Source organism: Halorhabdus tiamatea SARL4B (genome assembly GCF_000470655.1).
In the GTDB taxonomy this organism is placed as follows: Archaea; Halobacteriota; Halobacteria; order Halobacteriales; family Haloarculaceae; genus Halorhabdus; species Halorhabdus tiamatea.
Window position 1 is genome coordinate 1,950,887 of record NC_021921.1, and the last position, 23,502, is coordinate 1,974,388.

Annotated in this window: 28 protein-coding genes and 1 tRNA gene; 4 read left to right on the plus strand and 25 right to left on the minus strand. The window is 64.5% G+C overall.

All coding sequences use genetic code 11. The annotated features are described in order from the left end of the window. Positions 1–3 precede the first annotated feature (3 nt). Positions 4–2,703, plus strand: coding sequence for a cation-translocating P-type ATPase (locus tag HTIA_RS09510; protein ID WP_008526470.1), 2,700 nt, complete (start codon positions 4–6; stop codon positions 2,701–2,703). Positions 2,704–2,756: 53 nt separating this feature from the next. On the opposite strand, the gene HTIA_RS09515 is transcribed toward HTIA_RS09510, so the two are convergent. Next, positions 2,757–3,932: an inorganic phosphate transporter gene (locus tag HTIA_RS09515; RefSeq protein WP_008526472.1), complete on the minus strand. Its 1,176-nt coding sequence runs from the start codon at positions 3,930–3,932 to the stop codon at positions 2,757–2,759. A gap of 102 nt (positions 3,933–4,034) precedes the next feature. Here HTIA_RS09515 and HTIA_RS09520 point away from each other — a divergent pair, with 102 nt between their 5' ends. Further along, complete coding sequence (locus HTIA_RS09520) at positions 4,035–4,454, plus strand: universal stress protein (protein WP_008526474.1); 420 nt, start codon at positions 4,035–4,037, stop codon at positions 4,452–4,454. Positions 4,455–4,649: 195 nt separating this feature from the next. After that, positions 4,650–4,802 (plus strand): hypothetical protein, encoded by a 153-nt coding sequence (locus HTIA_RS16850; RefSeq protein WP_008526476.1) that lies wholly within the window; start codon positions 4,650–4,652, stop codon positions 4,800–4,802. A gap of 363 nt (positions 4,803–5,165) precedes the next feature. On the opposite strand, the gene HTIA_RS09525 is transcribed toward HTIA_RS16850, so the two are convergent. The 7 genes from HTIA_RS09525 to HTIA_RS09560 all read right to left on the minus strand — a co-directional run bounded on the left by HTIA_RS09525 (position 5,166) and on the right by HTIA_RS09560 (position 11,952). Beyond that, positions 5,166–5,648 (minus strand): type IV pilin, encoded by a 483-nt coding sequence (locus tag HTIA_RS09525; RefSeq protein WP_008526477.1) that lies wholly within the window; start codon positions 5,646–5,648, stop codon positions 5,166–5,168. A gap of 965 nt (positions 5,649–6,613) precedes the next feature. Next, positions 6,614–6,684, minus strand: a tRNA-Pro gene (locus HTIA_RS09535). A gap of 52 nt (positions 6,685–6,736) precedes the next feature. Next, entirely contained in the window at positions 6,737–7,624 is an 888-nt protein-coding gene (locus HTIA_RS09540) for an RNA-guided pseudouridylation complex pseudouridine synthase subunit Cbf5 (protein ID WP_008526480.1), read from the minus strand. A gap of 1 nt (position 7,625) precedes the next feature. Then, positions 7,626–8,204 carry a (d)CMP kinase gene (gene cmk / locus HTIA_RS09545; protein ID WP_008526481.1) on the minus strand — a complete coding sequence of 193 codons (579 nt, stop codon included), beginning with the start codon at positions 8,202–8,204 and terminating at the stop codon, positions 7,626–7,628. A 90-nt stretch (positions 8,205–8,294) separates the two neighbouring features. Then, on the minus strand, positions 8,295–9,170 hold the full coding sequence (locus tag HTIA_RS09550) for a DUF106 domain-containing protein (protein ID WP_008526482.1): 876 nt from the start codon (positions 9,168–9,170) through the stop codon (positions 8,295–8,297). A gap of 28 nt (positions 9,171–9,198) precedes the next feature. Further along, a complete protein-coding gene (locus tag HTIA_RS09555) occupies positions 9,199–9,852 on the minus strand; it encodes an adenylate kinase (RefSeq protein ID WP_008526484.1) in 654 nt (217 codons plus the stop codon). Between the two features lie 81 nt (positions 9,853–9,933). Then, complete coding sequence (locus HTIA_RS09560; protein ID WP_044950782.1) at positions 9,934–11,952, minus strand: ATP-binding protein; 2,019 nt, start codon at positions 11,950–11,952, stop codon at positions 9,934–9,936. Positions 11,953–12,126: 174 nt separating this feature from the next. Here HTIA_RS09560 and hemE point away from each other — a divergent pair, with 174 nt between their 5' ends. Then, the gene (hemE, locus tag HTIA_RS09565) at positions 12,127–13,134 is read left to right on the plus strand and encodes a uroporphyrinogen decarboxylase (RefSeq protein ID WP_008526487.1); all 1,008 of its coding nucleotides are present in this window, start codon (positions 12,127–12,129) and stop codon (positions 13,132–13,134) included. A gap of 13 nt (positions 13,135–13,147) precedes the next feature. Here the strand turns inward: hemE and hemH are convergent, their stop codons facing one another. The 17 genes from hemH to HTIA_RS09650 form a co-directional block, all read right to left on the minus strand. Next, entirely contained in the window at positions 13,148–14,191 is a 1,044-nt protein-coding gene (gene hemH / locus HTIA_RS09570; RefSeq protein WP_008526489.1) for a ferrochelatase, read from the minus strand. A gap of 418 nt (positions 14,192–14,609) precedes the next feature. Beyond that, on the minus strand, positions 14,610–16,064 hold the full coding sequence (gene secY / locus HTIA_RS09575) for a preprotein translocase subunit SecY (RefSeq protein WP_008526491.1): 1,455 nt from the start codon (positions 16,062–16,064) through the stop codon (positions 14,610–14,612). 2 nt (positions 16,065–16,066) lie between these two features. Next, positions 16,067–16,552 carry an uL15m family ribosomal protein gene (locus HTIA_RS09580; RefSeq protein ID WP_008526493.1) on the minus strand — a complete coding sequence of 162 codons (486 nt, stop codon included), beginning with the start codon at positions 16,550–16,552 and terminating at the stop codon, positions 16,067–16,069. Further along, the gene (locus HTIA_RS09585; RefSeq protein ID WP_008526494.1) at positions 16,552–17,016 is read right to left on the minus strand and encodes a 50S ribosomal protein L30; all 465 of its coding nucleotides are present in this window, start codon (positions 17,014–17,016) and stop codon (positions 16,552–16,554) included. Before HTIA_RS09585 ends, HTIA_RS09580 begins: the two co-directional genes overlap by 1 nt. Then, on the minus strand, positions 17,016–17,651 hold the full coding sequence (locus HTIA_RS09590) for a 30S ribosomal protein S5 (protein ID WP_008526496.1): 636 nt from the start codon (positions 17,649–17,651) through the stop codon (positions 17,016–17,018). The genes HTIA_RS09585 and HTIA_RS09590 overlap by 1 nt, the downstream gene beginning before the upstream one ends. After that, positions 17,648–18,211 (minus strand): 50S ribosomal protein L18, encoded by a 564-nt coding sequence (locus HTIA_RS09595; RefSeq protein WP_008526497.1) that lies wholly within the window; start codon positions 18,209–18,211, stop codon positions 17,648–17,650. The genes HTIA_RS09590 and HTIA_RS09595 overlap by 4 nt, the downstream gene beginning before the upstream one ends. Beyond that, positions 18,212–18,661 carry a 50S ribosomal protein L19e gene (locus tag HTIA_RS09600; protein ID WP_008526498.1) on the minus strand — a complete coding sequence of 150 codons (450 nt, stop codon included), beginning with the start codon at positions 18,659–18,661 and terminating at the stop codon, positions 18,212–18,214. It abuts the gene before it with no gap. Continuing rightward, entirely contained in the window at positions 18,654–19,631 is a 978-nt protein-coding gene (locus tag HTIA_RS09605; RefSeq protein WP_008526499.1) for a 50S ribosomal protein L32e, read from the minus strand. Before HTIA_RS09605 ends, HTIA_RS09600 begins: the two co-directional genes overlap by 8 nt. After that, entirely contained in the window at positions 19,631–20,167 is a 537-nt protein-coding gene (locus HTIA_RS09610; protein ID WP_008526500.1) for a 50S ribosomal protein L6, read from the minus strand. Before HTIA_RS09610 ends, HTIA_RS09605 begins: the two co-directional genes overlap by 1 nt. A 2-nt stretch (positions 20,168–20,169) precedes the next feature. After that, on the minus strand, positions 20,170–20,562 hold the full coding sequence (locus tag HTIA_RS09615; protein WP_008526501.1) for a 30S ribosomal protein S8: 393 nt from the start codon (positions 20,560–20,562) through the stop codon (positions 20,170–20,172). 1 nt (position 20,563) lies between these two features. Beyond that, a complete protein-coding gene (locus tag HTIA_RS09620) occupies positions 20,564–20,758 on the minus strand; it encodes a 30S ribosomal protein S14 (protein WP_008526502.1) in 195 nt (64 codons plus the stop codon). Next, positions 20,755–21,285 (minus strand): 50S ribosomal protein L5, encoded by a 531-nt coding sequence (locus HTIA_RS09625; protein ID WP_008526503.1) that lies wholly within the window; start codon positions 21,283–21,285, stop codon positions 20,755–20,757. Before HTIA_RS09625 ends, HTIA_RS09620 begins: the two co-directional genes overlap by 4 nt. Beyond that, positions 21,282–22,115, minus strand: coding sequence for a 30S ribosomal protein S4e (locus HTIA_RS09630; RefSeq protein ID WP_008526505.1), 834 nt, complete (start codon positions 22,113–22,115; stop codon positions 21,282–21,284). Before HTIA_RS09630 ends, HTIA_RS09625 begins: the two co-directional genes overlap by 4 nt. Further along, positions 22,112–22,471 carry a 50S ribosomal protein L24 gene (rplX, locus tag HTIA_RS09635; protein ID WP_008526507.1) on the minus strand — a complete coding sequence of 120 codons (360 nt, stop codon included), beginning with the start codon at positions 22,469–22,471 and terminating at the stop codon, positions 22,112–22,114. The genes HTIA_RS09630 and rplX overlap by 4 nt, the downstream gene beginning before the upstream one ends. 2 nt (positions 22,472–22,473) lie before the next feature. Then, complete coding sequence (locus tag HTIA_RS09640) at positions 22,474–22,872, minus strand: 50S ribosomal protein L14 (protein ID WP_008526511.1); 399 nt, start codon at positions 22,870–22,872, stop codon at positions 22,474–22,476. Next, complete coding sequence (locus HTIA_RS09645; RefSeq protein WP_008526513.1) at positions 22,872–23,198, minus strand: 30S ribosomal protein S17; 327 nt, start codon at positions 23,196–23,198, stop codon at positions 22,872–22,874. The genes HTIA_RS09640 and HTIA_RS09645 overlap by 1 nt, the downstream gene beginning before the upstream one ends. Continuing rightward, the gene (locus tag HTIA_RS09650; protein ID WP_008526515.1) at positions 23,189–23,500 is read right to left on the minus strand and encodes a ribonuclease P protein component 1; all 312 of its coding nucleotides are present in this window, start codon (positions 23,498–23,500) and stop codon (positions 23,189–23,191) included. The genes HTIA_RS09645 and HTIA_RS09650 overlap by 10 nt, the downstream gene beginning before the upstream one ends. Between the last annotated feature and the right edge of the window lie 2 nt (positions 23,501–23,502).

Genomic DNA, 23,502 nt, shown 5'->3' on the forward strand with positions numbered 1-23,502 from the left:
ACGATGAGCGAGGAGTCCACGGAAACGGCCTGGCACAGCCAGACCACCGAGGCGGTCTTCGACGCCGTGGACTCGGGACCGGACGGCCTCAGCGAGGACGAGGCCGCTCGTCGCCTCGAGGAGTACGGCCCCAACGAGATCCGCGACGACGAGGAGATATCGCCGCTCGCGATCTTCGTCGACCAGTTCCGTGACTTCCTGATCTACCTGCTGATCTTCGCGATGTTGATCTCGCTGGGCGTCGGGTTACTCCCGGGCCACGAGCCCGAGTACGTCGACGCGATATTGATCGCGCTCATCCTGATCGCGAACGGGATCTTCGGGTTCGTCCAGGACTACCAGGCCGAGAAGTCCATCGAGGCGCTGAAAGACCTCTCGACGCCCGACGCGACCGTCATCAGAGAGGCCGAACGTCACGTCGTCGACTCGGCGGAAGTCGTGCCGGGCGACGTGATCGTCGTCGAAGGCGGCGACGCCATCCCCGCGGACGCACGGCTCGTCGAGTCCGCGAGTCTCGAAACCGACGAGTCGGCGCTGACCGGTGAAAGCGCTCAGGTCACGAAGGATACCGAACCCGTCGAGGAAGACACACCGATCGCCGAACGGACCGGCATGGTGTACATGAACACCTCGGCCGTCCGGGGCCGGGGACAGGCCGTCGTGACCGAGACCGGGATGGACACCGAGGTCGGGGCCATCGCCGAGCAACTCAGCGAGACCGAGGATACCCAGACCCCGTTCCAGAAAGAAGTCGATCAGCTCGGTCGGACGATCGGGCTCGGCATCATGGCGATCATCGTCTTCGTCGGGATCATTCAATTGCTGTTTACCAGCGCCGGCCCGATCTCGACGTTGCTTGTCGCGATCACGCTCGCCGTCGCTGCGGTGCCGGAAGGACTCCCCGCCGTCGTGACGCTGACGCTCGCGCTGGGGTCCCGACGGTTGCTCACGAAGAACGCCCTGGTACGTCGGCTGCCGGTCGTCGAGAGTCTGGGGTCGGTCGACGTCATCCTGACGGACAAGACGGGGACGCTGACCGAGGACGAGATGACCGTGCGGCGGATCTTCACCAACGGGCGCGAATACGACGTGACCGGAACGGGGACGACCCCGACCGGCGAGTTCGAGCACGACGACGAAGAGATCGAGCCCGATCCACTCGAAGCGATCCTGCGGTGTGGAACGGTGTGTAACAACGCCGAACGTGCGCCACCGGACGAGGACGACGCCTTCTTCGGCGATCCGACCGAGGTCGCACTCAAGGTCGCCGCGGAGAAGGCCGGCATCGAGCCGACTGTCGAGCGCGTGCGGGAGGTCCCCTTCTCCTCGGCACGCAAGCGGATGACCGTCGTGACCGACGACGCCACCGCCTACATGAAGGGTGCGCCCGAGGTCGTCCTGCAGCGGTGTGACCGGATCCGTGCGGGCGGCGAGGTCGTCGAACTCACCGACGAGCGCCGCCAGGAGATCCTCGATCGCAACCAGTCCTTCGCGAGCGACGCCCTGCGCGTGCTCGGGTTCGCCGAGAAGTCCGGCGTCGACCCCGAGGCAGACGAAGACGAGATCGAGGACGGCATGGTCTTTCTGGGCCTGCAGGGGATGATCGATCCCGCCCGCGAGGAGGTCCCCGACGCCGTCGCCGATTGTCGGACGGCCGGGATCGACGTGGTCATGGTCACCGGGGACAACCGCGAGACGGCGATCGCGATCGGCGAGGAGGTCGGCTTCGATCCCGAGGGTGCGATGACCGGCGCGGAAGTGGAGGCCCTCTCCGACGACGAACTCGCCGAGGCCGTCGAGGAGGTCGAGATCTTCGCGCGGATGTCGCCCGATCAGAAAGTCCGCGTCCTCGAAGCGGTGCTGTCTCACGGCCACAACGTCGCGATGACCGGCGACGGCGTCAACGACGCGCCCGCCCTGAAGCGGGCCGACGTCGGCGTCTCGATGGGCGAACGCGGGACCGACGTCGCCCAGCAGTCAAGCGACATGGTGTTGCTCGACGACAACTTCGCGTCGATCAGAGACGCCGTCGCCGAGGGGCGTGGCGTCTTCGACAACATCCGGAAGTTCGTCAACTTCCTGCTGTCTGCGAACGCCGGCGAGGTGCTCGCGGTGTTCTTCGGCGTGTTGCTCGGCAGCGCCTTCTTCCCCGATCAGTTCGCCAGCGAGTCCCAGGCGCTGATTCTGACGCCCGTCATGCTGCTGTGGATCAACCTGGTGACAGACGGCCTGCCGGCGCTGGCACTCGGCGTCGACCCCAAGACCGACGGGATCATGGAGCGACCGCCCAGAGGTGCGGACGAGCCGGTGATCAACCGTCGCAGTCTGATCATCATCCTGGCGTTCGGGCTGATCTACGCGGCGATCGGCCTGCCGCTGTTCTTCCACGGGCTCTCTGCGAGCGGCGATCTCGTCGTCGCCCAGACGCTGCTGTTCACCTTCATCGTCCTCGGGGAGGTCATCCAGGCCCAGATCCTCCGGTGGCCCTACGGCCTCTCGTTGTTCTCGAATACGTGGTTGGTTGGGGCACTCGCGAGTTCGATCGTCCTTCACCTGGCCGTGCTGTATACGCCCGTGAACACGTTCTTCGGCGTGACGGCGATGACGGCGACCCACTGGCTCTGGATGGCCCTGGCGGTCGGTGCGTTCGTCGTCCTCGGGGCCGGGCTAGTCCTGGGTCTCGATCGGTTCTACGAGGACTGACGGCGACGCGCTGTTTTCCGGGCACACGTGGGCCCACCTACTGACAGGGACAATCAGACAGTCCCGGCGATCGGTAACAGGACGAACGTGGCGTAGGACAGGGCCGTCGCGACCGTCGGGCCGATGATCCAGAAGGCGACGAACCGGACGACGACCGACGGATCGAAGAGGTCGCCAGCCCCCTGGAGGTCCTCGCCGGACTCCTCGCCGATGGCCGGCACCTCGTCGTCGGTCTCGGTCGCGATGGCGTCGACCGACACGTCGGCGTCGATCTCCCCGCGGGCGAGTTCAGTCGCCGTCGCCGGTCGTGTCGCCCGCCCCCACCCCAGGCCGACGATCGTCATGACCGTCGACAGCGCCAGGCTGATCGGGATGCCCATCGCCGACGCGATGGTGGTAATCGTCGCGCCGATGACCATCACGACCATCGCCGCCAGCAGCGGGAGGTCGGTGATCCCGTTGCCGACGGACTCCATCGTCCGGCGGGCGATGGTGAACGACCCGATGCCGATCGTGGCCGTCCCGAGGATGACGGCCATATCGGGCTCGAGCAGCCCGCCACCGACCAGCGGCGCGACGGCGTTTGCCACGTTCGACGCGCCGGCACTGAAGGACATGTAACACGCGATGAGGAAGACGACGACCGTACTCACGAATTCCCGGGTCGTCGTCCCCGGACCGAGTCGGGGGGTGGGAACCCCGCCGGATCGCTCGACAGTGACGAGCGAGCCCTCGGACTGGGTCAGCGCGAAGTACCGATCGAGGTACGGATAGACGTACCGGCCGACGATGGAGCCCAGCCAGAAGCCGACGACCGGAGAGATGAGCCACCAGACGGCGATCTCGCCCAGGACGGCCCACTCCAGAGACTGGGTCGCGAGGCCGAGACCGGCTATTGCACCGACGGCCGTCATCGACGTCGAGACGGGCACGCCGTAGATGTTCGCCACCAGCATGCCCAGCCCGATGAACGTGAGCACGACGATGCTGGCTTCGATCGAGAACGCCGCCTTCGGGACGATCTGCCCGCCGAGCGTGTCGATGACGTTCCGACCGACCGTCCAGCCGCCGAGGAAGACGAAACCGGTCATCAACGCCGCCGCGCCGGTCTTGCTGACGACGTTCGCGCCGACCGAGGGGCCCCAGGCGACACCGGTCGAGGACCCACCGATGTTGAACCCGACGAACCCGGCGGTCGCGAGTCCGACGAGCAAGAGGATAGAGATCATACTCGTCTATTCCCGCGAGACGGGTGTATATGTTCTGGATGCGTGTGATACGTGCGTGAACATACCTCATAGACTTATGTCGCAATCGGCCGTAGTAGCCGTATGATCGAACGCGTCCTCGTGGCGATGGACGACTCCGAGATGGGCGAGAAGGCCCTCAGATACGCTCTCGAGGCACATCCCGACGCCGAGGTGACTGTACTGCACGTCGTCGGCGAGCCCTCGCCGATGATGGGACAGGCAGTCGGACTGGCGCTCGAAGACGACGTCCAGGCGGCGGCAGAGGAACTCGCCGCGGCGGTACTCGACCGGGCTCGCGAGATAGCCGACGAGTACGACGCCGAGGTGGAAACCAAAGTCGGGTGGGGAACGCCGGCGAAGGTGATCGTCTCCCGTGCAGCTGACTTCGATACGGTCGTCATCGGCAGTCACAGCGGGTCGCTGGCCGACCAGCTGTTCGTGGGCAACGTCGCCCAGAAAGTGTTCCGCCGATCGCCCGTCCCCGTCACGACGGTTCGGTGAGTTACGGGAAGGGAACGATGTCGGCGAGAGACCGGACAGTCGAAAGTAGTCACCAGGAGTCATTCCGGCGCTGGCTCGAAGTCTCGATGCTCGACGGAATGGAGTCCGGAAGTCATAGACAGGGAAGTCGACCCATTTAAATGCCGAAGCATTTCGAGGGAAACCCTATACTGAGTTCGTCCCGTAGCTCTCCCTATGGAGAGTGAGCGAGGAGAGACGTTATCGCCAGCGGGCAAGAAATCGGCAGTCACTGTCGAGGACCACCTCCGGAGCGCGCTGAACGCGACCGAGAACGAAAACGTCGAATATCACATCCACACTGCGCTGGAAATGCTAGTCGGCGATTGAGCGGGAGAGTGAGTCGGTCGCTGGAAGGATCTCCGGGTGCGCCTCTGTCGAGGACAGGAAAACAGTTGTGTGGAGACCGGTCGGGAGTGTACACTCATTCCCCGATCGTCCAGCGGGGGTGGATGGGATTGCGCTCGTCTCTGAGCGAAGAACGGGACGTCTCGCCGGCAACCACGACGCCCGAATCCGCGCCCACAACGGGCAGATCTGGCCGGTGTGTAGCCCGCGATGGACGACCGCCAAAACGCGCCTGCGGGTCCGTGAGGCCACCCGCGGGACGCAACCGTTCACGTGGTTGGAAGTATGTGAATCACGTGTTGCAAGCGTCTGAAACGAAACAGACGGCTGGTTTGTAATGCTGCGTCAGTTCGGGGTGATACGCTTGACGATGTGGGTATCGCCGGTGTCCGGGTTCTCCCAGACGAGACGTATCGGTGTGCCACTGAACTCGTTGGAGACACTCCCGGAACCGGTGTAGCTGCTTGCGGAGATCCGGACCTTCCCGCCGGGTTTGAGTTCGGTCTTTAGAGAACTCCCGGTGGGTGTCTCGAAGTCCGCCAGCGCATACTCGGTGCCACCGATGTCGACGACGAACTCGGAGACAGCGACTGCAGCACCGCCATCGTGCATTACGGTGACTCGATCTTCTGTAATGGATCCGGGAGACATGGTGTCCTGGGAATACATCTCCCAGTAGGTCTTCGGCGGGCTATTCGAGTCCGCCCCCATGTTCAGCAGGAACATCCCGATGACCACGGCGAGAATGGCGATGATCCCCACCACGAGGACGACCTCAACTGACGATAGATCACGATCTTCGCCTAAGAATAATTTTTTCAGTGTCATGAACACACTATATAGGATCCGAAAGTATATAACATAGATCAATCGTTCTCACCCGGTGAACACCGGTTTCAGACGGGTTACTGCCTACTCTCTGCGGACATCCCCTCAATGAACGAATATATAGTCAGCCCTCACCGCTTCGCTCTCCGGTTGCACAAGGAGGGGCTGCCGGGCTTTCGTGCTGTTTCCTTCGCTCGTCGGCTGCCTGGGACAATACTGCGCGCGGCTTTCAGGTACTGCCTCCGGCGTTTCGTGCTGTCGGCCCGCTCAGGACCACACGTCAACAATCGGCGGATCGTTCTCTCGATCGATCACGGGCAACTCATCACCATCCTGAGCAGCGTCCTCGACAGCTTCGAGGTCGCGCGGTTGTGGACCGAGCGACCCGCTCGGCATGTCCCAGACGGCGTACGCACCGAGGTAGTCGATCAGACACCGATACGACGGTTCTTTGGGTAATGTCGAGCGATGCCGGGCCGTTCGACCTCTGTAATCGCGCGCTCTATCGCGGCGGCGAGATCGTCACGGATCGGTGTTTCATAGGTGTTCTTTACTGAGAAGAGAGCACCAGCAGACTGGCTCACAATGTTCTGTGATTTTTGTAGAGCATACGCCGAGCGTAGCGAGGCGTTTCACTGCTGGCGAACGCAGTGAGCCAGCAGGTGTTTTTGGTCCAGCTTTTTGCAAGGAGGGGTGCCGACAGGCACCCCTCCGCAGTAAAAAGGTGGTGTAGTGGGGCCACCGACAACTCGCTTCGCTCGTTGTCGAGCACTCAGTTTTCGTCGCTCGCGTTGCTCGCTCCGAAAACTGAGAACGCCGAGATTCGAACGAAGGAAGACGGTCCTGCGCTCGTCGTTTGGTCTCACTCCGTTCGACCTCACGACGAGTCGCGGGCTGCGACTTCCAGGCTCGAATCTCGTCGGATCCAGCAATTGCTGCTCACGTATTTGTTCGCAGCAAATGGATGGGGCCGCCGAGATTCGAACTCGGGTCCGACGCACCCCATGCGCCGAGGATACCGCTACCCTACGGTCCCGTGATTCGATGAATGACTGAGCCGGAGTTAAGGCCTTCGTTTCGTCGCGGGCTCAGACCAGCACGCGCTCGAGATCCACAACGGTCCCCTCATCGGAATCCGGGTCGCCGACGAGGGTCCCCAGACACACCGCCGCGCCGTTCGGAATGTAGCAGGCGACGAGCGGTTCGGCGTCAGAATCGAGCCCGTCGTCGGCGTCGATCACACCCGGCGCGTAGACGGGTGCCCCCTCCGCAACTGACTCCGCGGCGCTCGGTGCGATCGTGACCGACGGGAGATCGACGAGCGCGCGTTCGGCGGGCTGGACGACCTCCCGAAGCGCTTGTGGGTCGTCGTCTTCGCGCCACCACGCGAGCGCGTCGACGAAGTCGTGCATCGTTACCAGATCGCTATCCTCGAAGGGGTCGGTCGCCGCCCGGCGGAGGTCGCCCATGTGCGCGCCGGTGCCCAGCGCCAGCCCCATGTCGTGACAGAGCTTTCGGATGTAGGTGCCACTCTCACACCGGATCGAGAGGAGGACACGGCGGTCCTCGGCTTCCAGTACGTCCAGACTGTGGATCTCCCGAGAGCGCAGCCGACGGACGACGGCGCTTTTCTTCGGCGGCTTCTGGTAGATCTCGCCCTCGAACTCGTCAGCGATGGCCTCCAGTGCGGCGGAATCGGCGAGGCGTTCGTGGAGTTCGAGGACAGCGACGTATTCCTTCCGGCTGTCGTCGAAGACCTGGGCCATCCGGGTGGCGTCGCCGAGCAGCATCGGGAGACAGCCGGTGACCTTCGGATCGAGTGTCCCGGCGTGGGCCGCCCGGTCGACGGTCGCGAGGTCCCGGACCCAGGCGGCGACCTGGTGGGCCGAGGGGCCCGGCGGCTTGTCGAGATTCAACACGCCAAAGGACAGCAGTTCGGCCGGGGATCGGTCCTCGGGGGGTCCTCGGAGTGCCATGTTAGAAGTCGTAGGAGACGCCCTCGATAGGGGCTTTGCCCTCGTCGCCGTTGGCCTCGTAGGACTCGACGGCGTGGAGGACGACGCTCAACATGCCCTGGGGACTCCACCGGGCGGTGTTGATCGCCAGGTCGTAAATCGAGAGGTCCTCGATATCGATGTCGTAGTAGTCCTGGTAGCGATGAGCTTCGCTCTCGGCGCGCTCCTTCGTCTCGGTTCGGGCCTGCTCGACCGGTTTGTTCTCCCGCTGGGAGATCCGCTCGGCGCGAACCCCGAGCGGGGCGTCGAGCCAGAGCTTGAGATCGGCGTACTCGCCGGCCATCCACCCCGCGAGTCGGGATTCAAGCACGAGATCGTCCCGATCGCGAGCGATGTCCCGAAGACGGCGATCTAGGTCACGATCGATCGCGTCGTCTTCTTCGGCCTGCTTGTTGAGTTCCAGCGGCGTCATGCCGCGCTCCTCGGCGAGCGAGCGAAAGATATCGCCGCCGCTGACGTGATCGTAGTCCAGGGCGTCAGCGAGGCTGGCCGCGAGCGTGCTCTTCCCGCTCCCGGCCGGTCCGGAGACGGTTATCAACATACCTGATGTGGGGCAGTGAGGCTAAAAGAGGTTGCGTCTCGTGGGCGAACGAGCGTGTTCGCCGATCGTCCCCTCGAACGTCCCCGAGAGTTACGTCGGCGACGTCTGGACGTTCAGCGCCTTGCGGATGATCTGCGTGAAGCTGAGCGAGCAGATGAAATACCAGAACAGCCAGGCCGGCCACGGGCCGAGCGTCCCGGCACCCCAGCTCTCTTTCGAGCCGAAAAATGGCATGACGATGGCGTTCCCGTCGACGGCGAGTTGCGGAACCCGCCAGTACATCCACAGGAACACCGGGATCGTCAGCAGCATGATCCACACCATCGGGCGGAACTGCTTGGTGAACGCACCCAGCTGATCGCTCATCATATCCATCTGTTCTTGCTGGATCCGATCGAGTTCCTCCTGATCGCCGCGCTCCTGGGCGGCTTCCCGGCGCTCGTTGAGCTCTTCCATCTTCTCTTGATGCTGGCTCATCCCGCTCATGTCCATGAGGTTGTCCTGTAGCAGCGTCGACCACAGGCCGGTGAGCGTCGCGAGCACGAGAATGACCAGGTAGAAGGGCAACAGCGATTCCAGCGGGCCGAGGATGAGATCGATCGACCCGCCGACCAAATTTCGGATGGACGTCATCGAGTAGCCCAAGAAGAGTGCGATAACGCCGACGCCGGCGAGTTTGTCCCAGGTCGACCACCCGCTGTCGTCGTCTTCGGCGTCGGCGTCGGTCTCCTCGAGCGCTTCGTGAACGCCGTCGGGATCGTCGATCACGAACCCGTCGCCGTCGGCGTCGACGAGCAGACCCGTCTCGATGAGGCGACCCCACTGACCGCTGGTCAACTCGTCGCTGACGTCGCCCCACGCGACAGTTCCCTGCTCTTCGGCCGTCGCCAACACTGTCTGGATCGCGGTCTCCATGCTGGCGTCGTCAGCCACGAGCCGATCTATCTTCTCACCGGTACGTGCCATTATATGCCCTCTTTGGACTGGGGGTAAATCAACGTTTTAGTTCGTCTTCGACGGCGGCCTCGAGGTCGGCCCAGACAGCATCGAGGGACTGTTCGCCGTTGATCTCGACGAACGCATCACGATCGCTGTAGTACTCGATGACGGGTTGGGTGTTCTCGGCGAAGACCTCGAGCCTGTTGCGGACGGCCTCTTCGGTGTCGTCCTCACGCTGGATCAACTCCCCGCCACACTCGTCACAGACGCCCGCCTCCTCGGGCTTGTCGAACTCGACGTGGTAGTTCTCGCCACATTCCGCACAGACCCGCCGGCCAGTCAATCGATCGACGAGTTCCTCCTCGCCGACCGACAGCGAGACGATCACGTCCAGATCGGTCATCGATTCGAGTTCCTCGGCCTGTTCTAAGTTGCGGGGATACCCGTCGAGGACGAACCCGTCGGCACTCGTCAACGCTTCCTCGACGATGGCGTTGACGACCTCGTCGGGAACGAGTTCACCCCGGTCCATGTACTCGCCGGGCGTGTCGTACGCCAGACCGAGGTCGGAGATGTCCATCTCCTTGTTCGACCGGAGTGCGTCACCCGTCGTGACGTGTTCGACGCCGAACGTCTCGACGAGGTTCGAACTCTGTGTTCCCTTACCAGCACCTGGCGGACCCAGGAGCAGAATCTTCGGAGTGCGCATGTGGCCGGGTTTGCGACGGGCGGTTAACTAAGTGACGTTCTCGCCGCCGCTCGGCGTCGAGACACTGCCTTCCCGCGCCGACTACCCGTCGAGTTCGTGGACGGTGACGTTCTCGAAACGCGCTTCGGCGGTCAAGTCGTCGGTGTGGCTACAGACGGCCAGCCCGACGTGATAAGGGGCCTCGAGTTCGATCGGCAACTGATCGAGCGCCTGCCAGTCCTCGCCGTCCGTCGAGAACGACAGCGTCACGCCCCGGTCGTCCACCACGAGTTGATACCACTGGAAGGCATCGTAGGGCTCCTCGTACTGGATACTCTCGGCGTTGTCGCCGGTTCGAGTGCGCCAGAGCGTCTCGCTCCCGTAATCCCGGGTCGCACCGATCAGCGCGAGCGCGTCGTCGGCCCCGAGTCCGTCCCGAACCATCAACCCGGCCTTGCTGTACTCCTGGACCCCGTCGAGTTCGGCCAGTCGACCCTGAATGCGGACGGGTTCGTCGGTGGTCGCGTACACGAAGTGGAACTCGTCGATGTCCTGCCAGATGTCCCGGCCGTTCCCGACGACCGTCCAGGCGTCTGTGTCCGGGTCGTAGCTCGCCTCGCCCACGACGGAGACGTCACCGATGTCCTCGTTTGTCGAAAGCGAGAGCGGTTCACCCGTTTTCGTGGTCGAGGGTTCGACGACCGGGCAGTCGGTGATCTCGAAACGCGCGCCGCCCGACTCGCTCTCGGAGACAGCGAGTTCCCAGTCCTGCTGGGTGGCTGTCTCGCTGACGATAGTCAGCCCAGTCCCGCTTCCGTCCTCGGCGGTCGTATACCCCTCCTCGAAGATCCGGTCTCGCTCGTCAGGCGGGATGCCGGGGCCGTCATCAGCCACGAAGAAACCACGACCCATCGTCCCGACGCGGACAGTCACGTCTGGGCCGGCGTGATCGACCGCGTTCTTCAGCAGATTCTCGACCAGCGGCCGGACCGTCTCGGTCTCGGCGACGATCTCGGTCCCATCGGGCACGTCGACCTCGAGGGTCGCCGTCTCGGGGCTGTCGAGTCGCCAGACGCTTTCGAGAAGTGAGGGGAACTCGGTCGTCGAGACGCCGATGTCGAGGGCGTCGAGCACTTCCTCGGAGAAGTTCGTCTCTGACGTATCACCCTTCGAAAGGGCACTCAGGTCGTCGATGATCTCGCTGATGCGATCGGTCGCGCGCTCGATGCGATCGAGCGCCTCCTCGTCCCCCTCACGAGCGCGTTCGAGCGCACCGACGATGATCTGCAACGGCGTCCGAAGGTCGTGTGAGACGTAACTCGCGAACTTGTCGAAGCGGCGGCGCTCTTCCTCGAACCGTTTCTTGTACTGCATTCGCTTGGAGACGTCTTTAGCGTACCCGACCAGGCCGATGATTTCACCGTCTTTTCGCCACGGTATCTTCGTCGACTCAGACCAGTACTCCCCGCCGGTTCCGGTGAACTCTTCTAACTTGTCACGGACCGGCTCGCCCGTCTCGACGACCCGGAGGTCGTCAGCGAGCGCTGCCTCCGAAACCGCTCGCTGAGAGAAGACTTCCGGATCGGTCTTGCCCCTGGCCTCAGCCGGGTCGGCCGTGTAGGGCACGTCGGCAAAGCGAACGTATCGCCCCCGGTCGTCCTTGGCAAACATCGACAGTTTCCCCTCCGCGAGCAGCGTCTCGAGGATCGCACTGTCTGCCCCCTCGTTGCGATCGCTGTCGTACGCGGCGAGGGCGTCTTCGACAACCCCCTCGAGTGCGTGGGCGTCAGCCGACCGCGGAAGGAACCGACACCTCGACCGCTGGCTGACTGCCGTGACCAAGGACTCCTCGACGGTGGCGTAGACGACGATCGGGACGTACTCGTCTGCGTTTCGAGCGGTATCGTAGACGTCGACGAACGTCGACTCGTCGACGTCGACCGCGAGCACACAGCCGATATCGTCTCGGACCCCAACCATCGATCCGACGTCCTCGATGTCCTCGGCTTCGACGACATCTTCGGCGGCTGAATCGACAAGCAGTGACCGAACAGCATCGAGATCTGAAGGGGATCCGCCGACGGCGAGCACCGTTTTCGGATCTGTAAGGAGACAACTCATCCGGTTTAGCTCGATCCTACGCAACGGGAGTAAATAATACCCCGGGCTGTTTTCGAGACAGACGACAGTTTTCGTGACAATCCTTCGCGAAAAGGCAGGCATCAGTGGCGAGACGGGAGCGGCCATGCCGATCGAAGGAATCGCTTAACCACGTCGCCCCCCAACCGAGCGCCGATGAACGACTTACTCGTGCGGGCCGCCCGCGGCGAGCGCACCGAACGCCCACCGGTGTGGCTGATGCGTCAGGCCGGCCGACACCTCCCCGAGTACCGCGAGATACGCGAGGAGTACGACTTCCTCGAAGCTGTCACGACACCCGAGATCGCCGCAGAGATCACACTCCAGCCCTACGAGCGGTATCGAACCGACGGCGTCGTGATGTTCTCGGACATTCTGACGGTTCTCGAACCGCTCGGCTTCGCCTATCACATCGAGTCCGGCACTGGCCCCGTCGTCGACGCACCGATCTCCGGGCCAGACGATGTCCCGCAAACGTACGACGACGTCGGATCGTCACTGGCGTACGTCGGCGACTTGCTCGACCGACTCGACGCCCGGGTCGGCGACGAGACGGGGATCATCGGCTTCGCCGGCGGCCCGTTCACGCTTGCCTCGTACGCGGTCGCGGGACGGGCGACGCGAAATCACTACCCGCTCCGGCAGTTCACGGCCCGCCACCCCGAGGCGTTCGCGGACCTGCTCTCGATCGTGGCCGACGCTGTCCGGGAGTTCCTCCAGTACCAGGTCGCCCACGGCGCGGACGTCGTCCAGCTGTTCGACACCTACGCCGGGGTGTTGCCGCCGGCAGACTATCAGGAACTCATTCTGCCACTCCACCGGAAAATTCTGGCCGACCTCGAGGTCCCGACGATCGTCTTCGTCCGGAACATGGGCGGCCGCCTCGACCAGTTGACTGCGACGGGTGCCGACGTGATCGGTCTCGACTGGACCGTCGAGATGGGTACGGCCCGCGAACAGTTAGGAGATCGCCCTGTCCAGGGGAATCTCGATCCGTCCGTCCTCTTCGCCGATCCCGAGACCGTCCGCGAGCGAACGCGCGAGGTAATCGAGCAGGCGGGACCGCGGGGACACGTTCTCAACCTCGGTCACGGCCTCCATCGGGACACACCCATCGAGGGCGTCGAGGCGTTCGTCGAGACCGCAAAGTCGATCGAGCGCTGAGAGAGCAAAGCGGTCACTCCAGGGGCGCGTTCAGACACATCGTCCCCGGTTCGTCCCGGCACTGACACTGCCGGAACTGATAGACTGCGGGATCGAAGTCGGCGATGAAGGGCTCGACGAGATCTTCCAGGACGCCGACGAACCGCTCGTCGTCGTGGGGGATAGGGACACGGTAGAACTCCAGACCCGCCGCCTCGGCTTCCTCGCGCAACTCGACGTCGAGTTCCGAGAGTGTCTCGCTCTGTTCGTGCATGAAGCTGATCGGCTCGACGACGACGCGCTCGGCGTCAACCCGCTCGATGACGTCCTCGACCTCGGGTTCGGTCCACGGGATCCCGCGGTTCTCGTGGTTCTGATAGCCGAGTTCGTACTCGTCGATCCCGAGCAGCCCCGCGACAGTCTCGACGTATTCGGTAACGTAGATGTCGTACCGGCTGCCCTCCGCGAGGTAGTGCTGTGGCGTGCCGTGGGCCGAGAATACCAGCGCCGTGTCGGGGTCAGTCAGATCGACGTCACGCTCGTCGGCGAAGGCTTCGATGTTGTCAACCCGCAAGCGAGGGTAATCGGGGTGGCGATGCCAGCCCGAGATTTCCTGGAGCGCGTCGAACTCACGCTCGTCGGCCGCCGCGCGGAGTTCTTCGAGGGCGTCGACGGTCGTCGAGGGGCCGCTGAGCGGGTAGATCGGCAGGCCGATGATCTCGTCGTGACCGTCGGCGATGGCTGCCTCGAGCGCCTCGTCGATGAACGGCTCGGTGAACTGCATCCCGAGGTAGGTCTCGACGTCGTGACCACGCTCGCGGAGTCGCTCCTCAAGGGCCTGTGCCTGACCGCGAGCCTGTTCGTTCAGCGGTGAGCCACCGATCTCCTCGTACTCTTCGATGAGTGGGCCGGCGCGGCGCTCGGCCAACTCCCGGGACCGCTCGCGAGCTTCAGCCTCGGTCGTGTCGCCCTCGATCTCGCGATTGTTGAAGAAAATACGTTCGAGATACGAGACGACGGCCTCACGCTCGGGCGTGGCTGGTTCGCCGAAGTTCAACAGCAAGATTCCGGTCGACATGGTCCGTCCTTACGGCTGGATCGGAAAAGAGGTTTGCCTGCCGGCGGATTGATCGAGTAACACTCGCCGTCCGCGAACGAAGTGAGCGTCTCGAATGCGAGCGGTGTAACCGCGAGCGAACTGACCCGTGAGCAGCGAGGACGAGCGAAGCGAGTCCTCGGCACGAGCGAGCGGGGAGTGAAACGACCCGCGAGCCCAGCGATCCGTGGACGACGGGAGCGTCTCAGAAACGCGAACAGCTATAGCGCGGAACGAAGCTCCGCGGACCATTTGATGGGTTTTCGGCCCGCGAGAAGAATTCGTGAGCGGAGCGAGCGATTTACCGACGACGAGCGGTCGAACCGCGAGTCGTCGGCCTTTTTGGTGCAGATTTTTGCGCCGAGAGGTGCGCGTTGCGCACCCGAGGCGGAAAAAGGTGCTAGCCGAACATCTGGCGCATCATGGGATGCATCTCCATGAGTTGCTCCTCGGCGATCTCCTCGTAGAGCTTGTAGGTGATACTCACCGTCAGCAGCAGGCCGGTGCCGGTGACGTTGCCGAGCGTGCCCATCATGTTCGCCATGACGGCGAGTAGCCCGACCAGAGCCCCGCCGATGACCGTCACCTGCGGGATGTAGCGGGCGAGCACCTTCTCTAAGACGCCAGGACTCTGGCGGAACCCGGGGATCTGCATGCCGGAGTTCTGGATCTGTTGGGCGGTCGCCTCCGGGCCCATGTCGGTGGTTTCGACCCAGAAGACGGCGAAGATCGCGCCGCCGAGCAGCATGAACGTCAGGTCCACGCCGATCCGGATCATGATCTGCCAGGTCTCCGCGGAGACGTTGTGGACGAACCACGCCCAGTCCTGGGGGCTCTGGATCGGTGCGAGGTAGTAGAACAGGCCGCTGACTGCCTGTCCGTTGTCGTTGTACGTCCCGAGCCAGGCGGGCAACCCGCCAAGCTGGGAGTTGAGCAGTCGACCCAGGAACTGGATGTTCATCTGCAGGGCCCGGACGAGGATCATCGGCAGGACGCTCGCGTAGATGAGTTTCACCGGGAAACGACCCCGTGCGCCCTTCACGCGAGCGTGACTCAGCGGAATCTCGACGCGGACGGACTCCGCGTAGACGACGATCACGAAGATCAGTACCGTCGTGATCAGCGGGATGATCATCCCCTGGTTGAACAGCAGGTCGATCATCCCGGACCCAGTCAGCACCGACGGGAGTTCACGGTAGCCCAGCGCCATGCCGACCCAGGAGGGGATGAACCCCCAGTTGCCGGAGATCTGGGGGAAACCGATGATCCCGCCGACGAGACTCTGGCTGACGCCGGCGACGATGAACAGGCCGATCCCGCTACCGACGCCCCACTTGCTGATCACCTCGTCCATGTAGAGGATGAGGACACCGCCGGCGAAGATCTGGGCGAACATGAGCCACTTCACGATCCCGGTGCTCAGACCCAAGACGGACTCGGCCGGCAGGAAGTCCGCGGCGAACACCATCGGAAAGCCCGTCAGCACGATCATCACGAGCACCAGCAACTTCTGGAGACCCTGATAGAGCACCTGATCGCGCGGGTTGTTCTGGGTGTCCAGCCCGAGCAAGTCGGCCCCGCCAAGCAACTGCAGGACGATGCTCGCGGTGACGATCGGTCCGATCCCCAGTTGCAGGATCGATCCCTGCTGTGAGGCGAGGATCGACGAGAATCGACCGAACGCGTTCGAGCCCCCGGTACCGAGTCCGTAGATGTTGATGTTGGTCAGGAAGAAAAACAGGACCAACACGCCGGCCGTCCAGCCCAGCTTGCGCTTGAAGGGCACGTGGCCCTCCGGGCGGGCGACCGACGGCATCCGCGTGAGTAGTGGTTCGGCGGTGTCCTTCCAGCTCATCCTTACTCTGTGTCGGCGTCGGCGTCCTCTTTATCTTGTCGTTGTTCGCCGCGGTCGCTCAACTCCGTACTGCCGCCAGCGGCGTCGATCTTCTCGCGGGCCGCATCGGAGAAGGCGTCGGCGACGACGGTCAGCTCGTTGCGAACCTGCCCGCCGCCGAGAACCTTCACGACGTCGGCCTCGTAGCCGTCCTCGACGACGTCACGGGCGTCGATCTCGTAGCCGCCGTCGGTCTCCTCGGCGAGTCCGTCGGCAGCCAGCAGGACGGCGTCCTCGTCGAGCGTCTGGACGTCGACAGTCGCGACGTCGTCCTGGGTCTTCTCCGGTCGCGTGAACCCGCTCTTGCCGATCGGCGGGTAGTTGTGCATCTCGTGTTTGTCGCGACCGGCGTCACCACGACCACCGCGGTGACCGGCACCGCGCCGGTTCTTGTGCGTGCCACCGCCGTGCGTTCGCGAGCCGCGCTGGCGTTTGCTCTTGTCTGTCATTATCGCATCGCCTCCAGCAGTGCGTCGATCTCTTCGGTCGAGTGATCGCCGAGTTGGCCACCCTCTTTGGTGGGGTGTTTGATGCCGTCGTGACCCTTCCGGGGCGGGTGCAGACGCAGCGTCGGCGAGAGACCGACCGCCTGCAGCGTCGTCTCCTCGTCGACCAGCGCCTCGGCCAGCGCCGAGATGTCGTCGTAGTTAGTGTTCCAGCCGACCCAGTCGTCGTCGATCTCCTCGTCGCCCTCAACGGGCTCGGCCCGCTTTTCGAGGAGGAGTTCGACGGTCTCGACCGACGGTTCGCCGTGGGCGACCACGTCGTGGACCTTCGTTATCATACCCCGGTAGGGGTCGGTCTCGGGGACGAGTGTGGCGTGGTTGACGCGGCCGAGGTTGAGCATCGTCAGGGTGTCGACGACGTCGCCGCTGACGTCGACCTCGCCGCGAAGCTGAACGAGCGCTTCCATCACTCGATCACCTCACGTTCGTCGAAAGCGTGCTCGGGGACGCGCGCCTCGGCCGTGTTCCGGAGGGCGTTGAACGTCGCCTTCGCGAAGTTGACCGTCGTGCGCGTGTTCCCGCTACTGCGCGTCCAGATGTCTTCGATGCCGGCCAGTTCCAGCACGTGCCGGACGGTCTCACCGCCGGCCAGTCCGAGCCCACGCGGGGCGGGCTGGAGTTCGACCTCGACGCTGCCGGCCTTGCCCGTGGTGCGGAGTGCGACCGTGTGGGGTCGTCCGCAGCCACACTCCCACGAGCCGCATCCGCGGGAGACGTCGATCATGTTGAGCTTGGCGACCTCGATGGCCTTCTGGATCGCGCCGCCGACCTGGTCGTCACGCCCCTCGGCGTAGCCGACGAGGCCGTCGCGGTTGCCCACGACGACGACACACCGGAACTTCACCCGGCGGCCAGAGTCGGTCATGCGCTGGACCATGTTGATGTCCAGTACTTCGTCTTCGAGCCCGGGGACGAGCTGGTCGACGATCTCCGGTTCCTTCAGTGGCAACCCGGCGTTCAGCGCATCCGACATCGAGTCGATCTCGCCGTCGGCGACCTGTCGGCCGAGCCGCGTTCGTGGTTCCCATCCGTCTGCGCTCATAGTTCGATGTCACCTTCGAGTAACTGCTCTCGCAACTCGGTGAAGTGTGCGGGCAGTTCTGTCGCGTCGAAATCCCCGCTGTAGAGGTCCTCGTCGAGGCCCTCGGCATACTCGGCGATGTGTTCGCCGCTGGTCCGCTCCCAGTCGGCGAGCACGTCGTCGTTGTGGGGAATCTCCAGGCCCGCGTCGATCGCGCCCTCCTGGATCGCGAATACTTTACTTCCTGGCGTCGGCGTGTTGAGTCCGATATCCAGCACGGCCTCTTCGAAGCCGGCGTCGATCGCCCGAAGCCCAGCGAGCAGGCCAGTGAGGTACGCGGCGGGCAAGTTGCCCGTCGGTGCCTCCCAGCCGTACTCGGCGAGGTCGTTCGACTGTGCGGCTGCAACTGTCTCGTCGCCGTCGGGCCCGGTCGTCACCAGCTGCGCCCTGGCCTGGCTGTTCGAGAGCCGCGCCACGAGGCGGGGCTTGCCGGATTTCAGCAGGCGCAACCGCTGATGGTAATCCGTCCGGGATTCGCGGCGCCGACGCATCGGCACCTTGTATCGTGGTCCTGTCGCCATTCACTGATCACCGTATTGGTCGTCGATATACCGATCCAGGTCACCGACGTCGTCGAATTCGCCGCCGCTGGCCTGGTCGTACAGTTCGCGGTACTCCGTCGGCGAGAGTTCGCCGGAATCACGGAGTTCGCGCAGGCGCTCGCGCTGTGCACGGATGCGCGAGACCCAGTCGTCCTTCTCGTTCTGTCGGGCACCCGCGGCACCCTTCCGGGACCCGTGTCCCTTCTGGTGGCCGTAGGCGCGTTTCTCGGCGCGCTCTCTGGCCTGACCCCGGGAGTTGCCCTGCTTGTCCTTCTCGCGGACGACGCCTTGCTCGATCAAATCGCGAACGTCCTCGCGCGTGATCGCGTCGGCGATCTCGCCCTGGGCCTCGGGATCGAACCAGACACGGTTCTTCCCGACGTCCAGGACGTCGGCCGCGAGTCGCTTCTGTGCGCTCAAGTCAGTCATCGTTCACCTCGACTTCGACGTAGGTGGGGTTGAGGACGCGAACCCCCTCGCTCTCGGCTCGTTCCTCGATACGCTCGCGTTTGCGCGCACCGACTTTCGAGGCGATCCGTACCGCCTGGGAGTCGCCGTCCACGCCCTCGAGATCGTCGACGTTGTGGACGCGAACTTCCTCGAAGCCAGATGGATGCAGGCCCCGAATCGCTTTCGGGGTCCGGAATCCGGCCTCGACGGTGTCGCCTTTGCCCTTGACGCCGCGGCGCTGCTTCGAGAGGCCGCCGCGCGGGCGTCGCCAGGACGTCTTCACGCGCTTTTTCTTGTGGTGGTCCTGCCGGTTGAACTGGGGTTTGCCCTCGCGTCGGCGCTGGACGAGCAGGCGTGCCGCCTCGTCGCTCAGTTCGGGCGTCTTTGCGGCGTGACCGCGCGCCTGCAGTTCGGTTTCGGCCGCTTCTTCCTCGGCCGCTTCACCGGCTTCCTCGACCTCGGCCGTCTCGGCTTCCGAGACGTCGAGTTCGCCGACGTCCGCCTGAATCCGAGCGGCCAGCGCGTTGCCGATGCCCTCGACCTCGGTCAGGTCGGACTGCTCGGCGCGAGCGACGTCCTCGACCGTCTCGAAGCCGGCATCGCGGAGGTTCTCGGCCGTCCCCTTGCCGACGCCGCTGATGTCCGTGAGGTCGTCGTAGGACGAGGCGTCGTCTGCGTCTGCCTCGTCCTCGTCAGCATCCGCGTCGTCAGCCGACGACTCGCTCTCTTCGATGTCGGCGTCCCCGGTCTCCTCGACCTCGACGCCGCCGACGTCGGCCTTGATGCGAGCGGCCAGCGCGTTGCCGATGCCCGCCACGTCGGTGAGGGCGTCCTCGTCGGCTTCACGCAGGTCCTCGATCGTCTCGAAGCCACTCTCTCGCAGGGCTCCGGCCGTCTCCTCGCCGATTCCGCTGACTTCTGTCAGTTCCGTCGGTTCCTCGTCGGCCATCAGGCCTCACCTCGGTTCGGCTTTTCCGTGATGTAGACGCCGTCCTGGAAGACCCGGACGTCCTTGCCCGGGACACGGGTGAGTTGCTCGATGTCGGCCGCCGTCTGGCCGACGTCCTCGATACTTGGCCCGCGCAGCGTGATGAGTTCCTCGTCGATCTCGACCTCGGTGTCCCCGTGGACCGGGGTCGTCCGCGGCGCTCGCTCGCCGAGGAAGTTCTCGATGACGATCTCGCTATCCTCGGCGCGCACCTGCATGGGGAAGTGAGAGTAGAAGACTTCCATCTCGTACTCCCAGCCCTCGGTGACGCCGTGGAACATGTTCTGCACGTGGCTCTCGAAGGTCCCGATCGTCGACATCGTCTTCGCATCGTCCTCCGCGGACTCGATGACGACGGCGTCGTCGGTCACCTCGACGGTGATGTCCGGATACCACAACCGGCGCGTGACGCTGCCTTCGGGCCCTTCGACGGTGAGCTCGAGATGGTCCATCTCGGCGCTCGCGTCTTCCGGTAGCTGTAGTTCTGTTCGTGGCATTGTCAGTAGACGTACGCGATCACCTGGCCACCGACGCCCGCCTCGCGGGCCTCGTAGTGGCTCATGATGCCGTGGCTGGTCGTGACGACGAGCGTCCCGTAGTCACGGGCGGGGAGGAATCGCTTCTCCCACTGCTCGAACTCGTCGGCCCCGACTGAATACCGGGGCTTGACCGAGCCACATTCGTTGATCGCACCGCTCAATTCGACCTCGAACCGACCGGCTTTGCCGTCCTCGACGCGCTCGAAGCCGTCGATGTAGCCGCGATCGTACAGCACTTCGAGGACGCTGCCGATCTCGTTCGAGGCGGGCTCGACTGTGTGTGTCAGCTGACCGACGCTCTCGGCGTTGTCGAGCCCCGAGAGCGCGGCGCTGAGTGGATCGTTACCCGTCATGTTATCGATACTTCCTGAATCCCATGTCGCGGGAGATCTCCCGGAAACACTGCCGGCAGAGCCAGATGTCGTACTTCCCGACCAGACCCTGCTCGCGGCCACACCGCTGGCAGGCTTCGCGCCCGCCGGTCCGCTTTGCGGCCTGCTCGCCGGTCGCTTCCGCGCCCGCATCGTCAGTTGTCTCACTCTCGCTCATTGGCTCACCTCCGCGTCGAAGGTCGACTCGACGAACGCGATGGCGTCCGCGGGGTCGAGTCGATGGTTCGAGGGAATCGGCCGGGCGGCCTTGTCGCGCTTTGCCACGCGATAGCCCGGCCGCGTCAGGTTCACCGTCACGTCCAGCCCGTAGATCCCGATCGTCGGGTCGTACTCCTGGCTGGGGAAGTCGGTGTGTTCCTCGACGCCGAAGCTGAAGTTGCCGGTCTCGTCGAACTGCGCCGCGTCGAGGTCGACCAGTGCCAGCGCCGTCTCGAGGAACGCCTCGGCGGCCTCGTCACGAAGGGTGACCTTCGTCCCGACCGGATCGCCCTGACGGATGTCGAACTCGCCGACCGTGGCCTTCGCGGTCGTCCGCACCGGCTGCTGGCCGGCGATCTCTGCCAGGATCTCCTCGGCGTCTGCGAGTTCCTGGCCACCCTGGCCGATACCCATGTGGACGACAACCTTCTCGACGGAAGGCTCGCGCATGTCGTGGAACTCGGCGTCCCGACTCTCGGAGCTCATTCGTCCTCACCTCCGTCGGTATCGCCGTCTTCGTCGGCCGCATCGGCCTCCTCGGCCGTCTCCTCGTCGGCCGCGTCAGCGTCGGCGGTCGCTTCGTCAGCCTCGTCGGCTTCCGCGTCAGCGTCCTCGTCGTCACTCTCGACGAAGTTCTCGTCGATGACGACGACGTACTCCTCGATCGTCTCGATGATCGAGCCGTCCTCGCGGTCGATGCGGACGTTGTTCTCGGCGCTGCCGGGCGTGACCTGGATCTCCTCGATCGTCCCGATCTCGCCGGCGTGCTGGCCGTCGACAGCCGTCACGAGTGCGCCCTCCTCGTACTCGAAGTGGGCGATGACCTCCTCGCTGTCGTTCTCGACGACGATCGAGTCGTTGCCCTCGTAGGGCGCGTCCTCGGAGACCAGCAGCGTCTCACCGTCGTGCAGCGTCAGCTGGAGGTCGCCGCCGGGGACGAACTGCTTTTGGACGATTTTCCCCAGCTTCGACTGGGCCGAATCCTCGTCGATCGGCGTCAGCGCGAGTCGACCGCCCTCGCCGGGGAAGACGCGATAGAACTCCTCGCGCTCCGTGAACGCGAGGATGTCGAACATCCCCACCGGGCGGGTCTCGTCGCTTTCGGGGTCGCCGTTGATCAGGACCTGGTCCTGATCCAAGGCGAAGCGAGCCTCCTTGCGGCTGTCGACGTACCCCAGGACGTCACGAAGGACGATCAACAGGGGCACGCCCGCCTCGCCGTGGGGGCCGGCGTCGGCCTTCACGGTGAAGGTCTCGGTCTTGCGCTCGATCGGCCAGCTGTTCGGTACCGAGAGTCGTTTCTGGTGGTTGCTCATTGGCTATCCTCCGATTCAAGTCGTTGTGCGCGCACGTCGTCCGAGAGGTCGAGGTCGGTCACGCGGACGTTGCTCGCCTCGAGTCGCCGGGGCACTTCCTCGCCGTCGGCAGTCTCGAGGGTGACGTCCTCGACGCTGATCGTCGCGTCCCGCAGATCGACGTCGAGCACTTCGCCTTCCTCGCCGGCGAAGTCGCCGCGCATGACCTCGACCGTGTCGCCCGCGTTGACACGAACGCGGCGCTGGCCGTACTCCTCGCGAAGGTCCTCGGTCAGCGTCGCGTGCACCTGCTTGTGTCGCTCGTGCAGCGAGGCACGCTCGGTCTGATTGCGCTGTTTGGTTGGTTGTTCACTCATGGCTAGACGATCATCGTTGCGGCCGAGGCGATGGAGCCGAAGCGTTCGGCCACCTCGCGGGCGATCGGCCCGCGGAGTTCGGTGCCCCGGGGATCCTCGTTCTCGTCGACGATGACGGCCGCGTTGTCCTCGAACTTCACGCGCGTGCCGTCAGGTCGGCGGATCGGCTTGCGCTGGCGGACGACGACCGCCTCCAGCACCTGCCGTCGCATCTCCGGGGTCCCCTTGGTCACCGAGACGGTGATCTTGTCGCCCAGGCCCGCCTTCGGATGGCGGTTCTTCGTGCCGGAGTAGCCGGCGACGCTGATCACCTTGAGTTCGCGTGCGCCGGAGTTGTCGGCACACGTCACCAGCGAGCCCTTCTCTAGGCCCTGGGTGACGTCGGCGTTGAGGGCCTCCATCAGTCCTCACCTCCGTGTTTCGCGACCACTGCGTGGGATTTCGTCTTCGACAGTGGTCGGGTCTCTGCGATCGTGACCGTGTCGCCTTCCTCGACGTCCATGCACGGGGGTGCATGGGCCGGAATCCGGCTCCGCCGTTTCATGAGGCGGTCGTATTTCGGCACTGTTACGTCGTACTCTCGCTCGACGACGACGGTCTTCTGCATGTCGGTGGACGCGACTGTGCCTTCGAGCGTCTGCCCGCGCACCGAAAGGGTGCCGTGGAACGGGCAGTTCTCGTCGTCGCAGGTCGCATCCGGTTGCTGTACGTTCAGTCCTAGCGCCATGTGGATTCACCTCTGCGTTCGGTCCGTCTGGCCGGCGGGGCCACGAGTCGTTCGCCGTCGACAGTGACGACCAGCTCGCCGTCCGTGGCGGCTGGATCGTCACTCGATAGCGTGAACTCGACGGTCGCCGTCGCCTTCGGGACCTGCCACGTCCGACTCCCTCGCTCGATCGACAGCGTCTTGGCCGTCTCGTCGACGACCGTGCCGTCGATGCCGACGAGATCCGCGTTGGTCGCGGCGCTCACGCGGGCGGAAAGCCCGATGAGTTCGTGCCGCGCAAGGGTGTCGGGGGTGAGTGGCATCG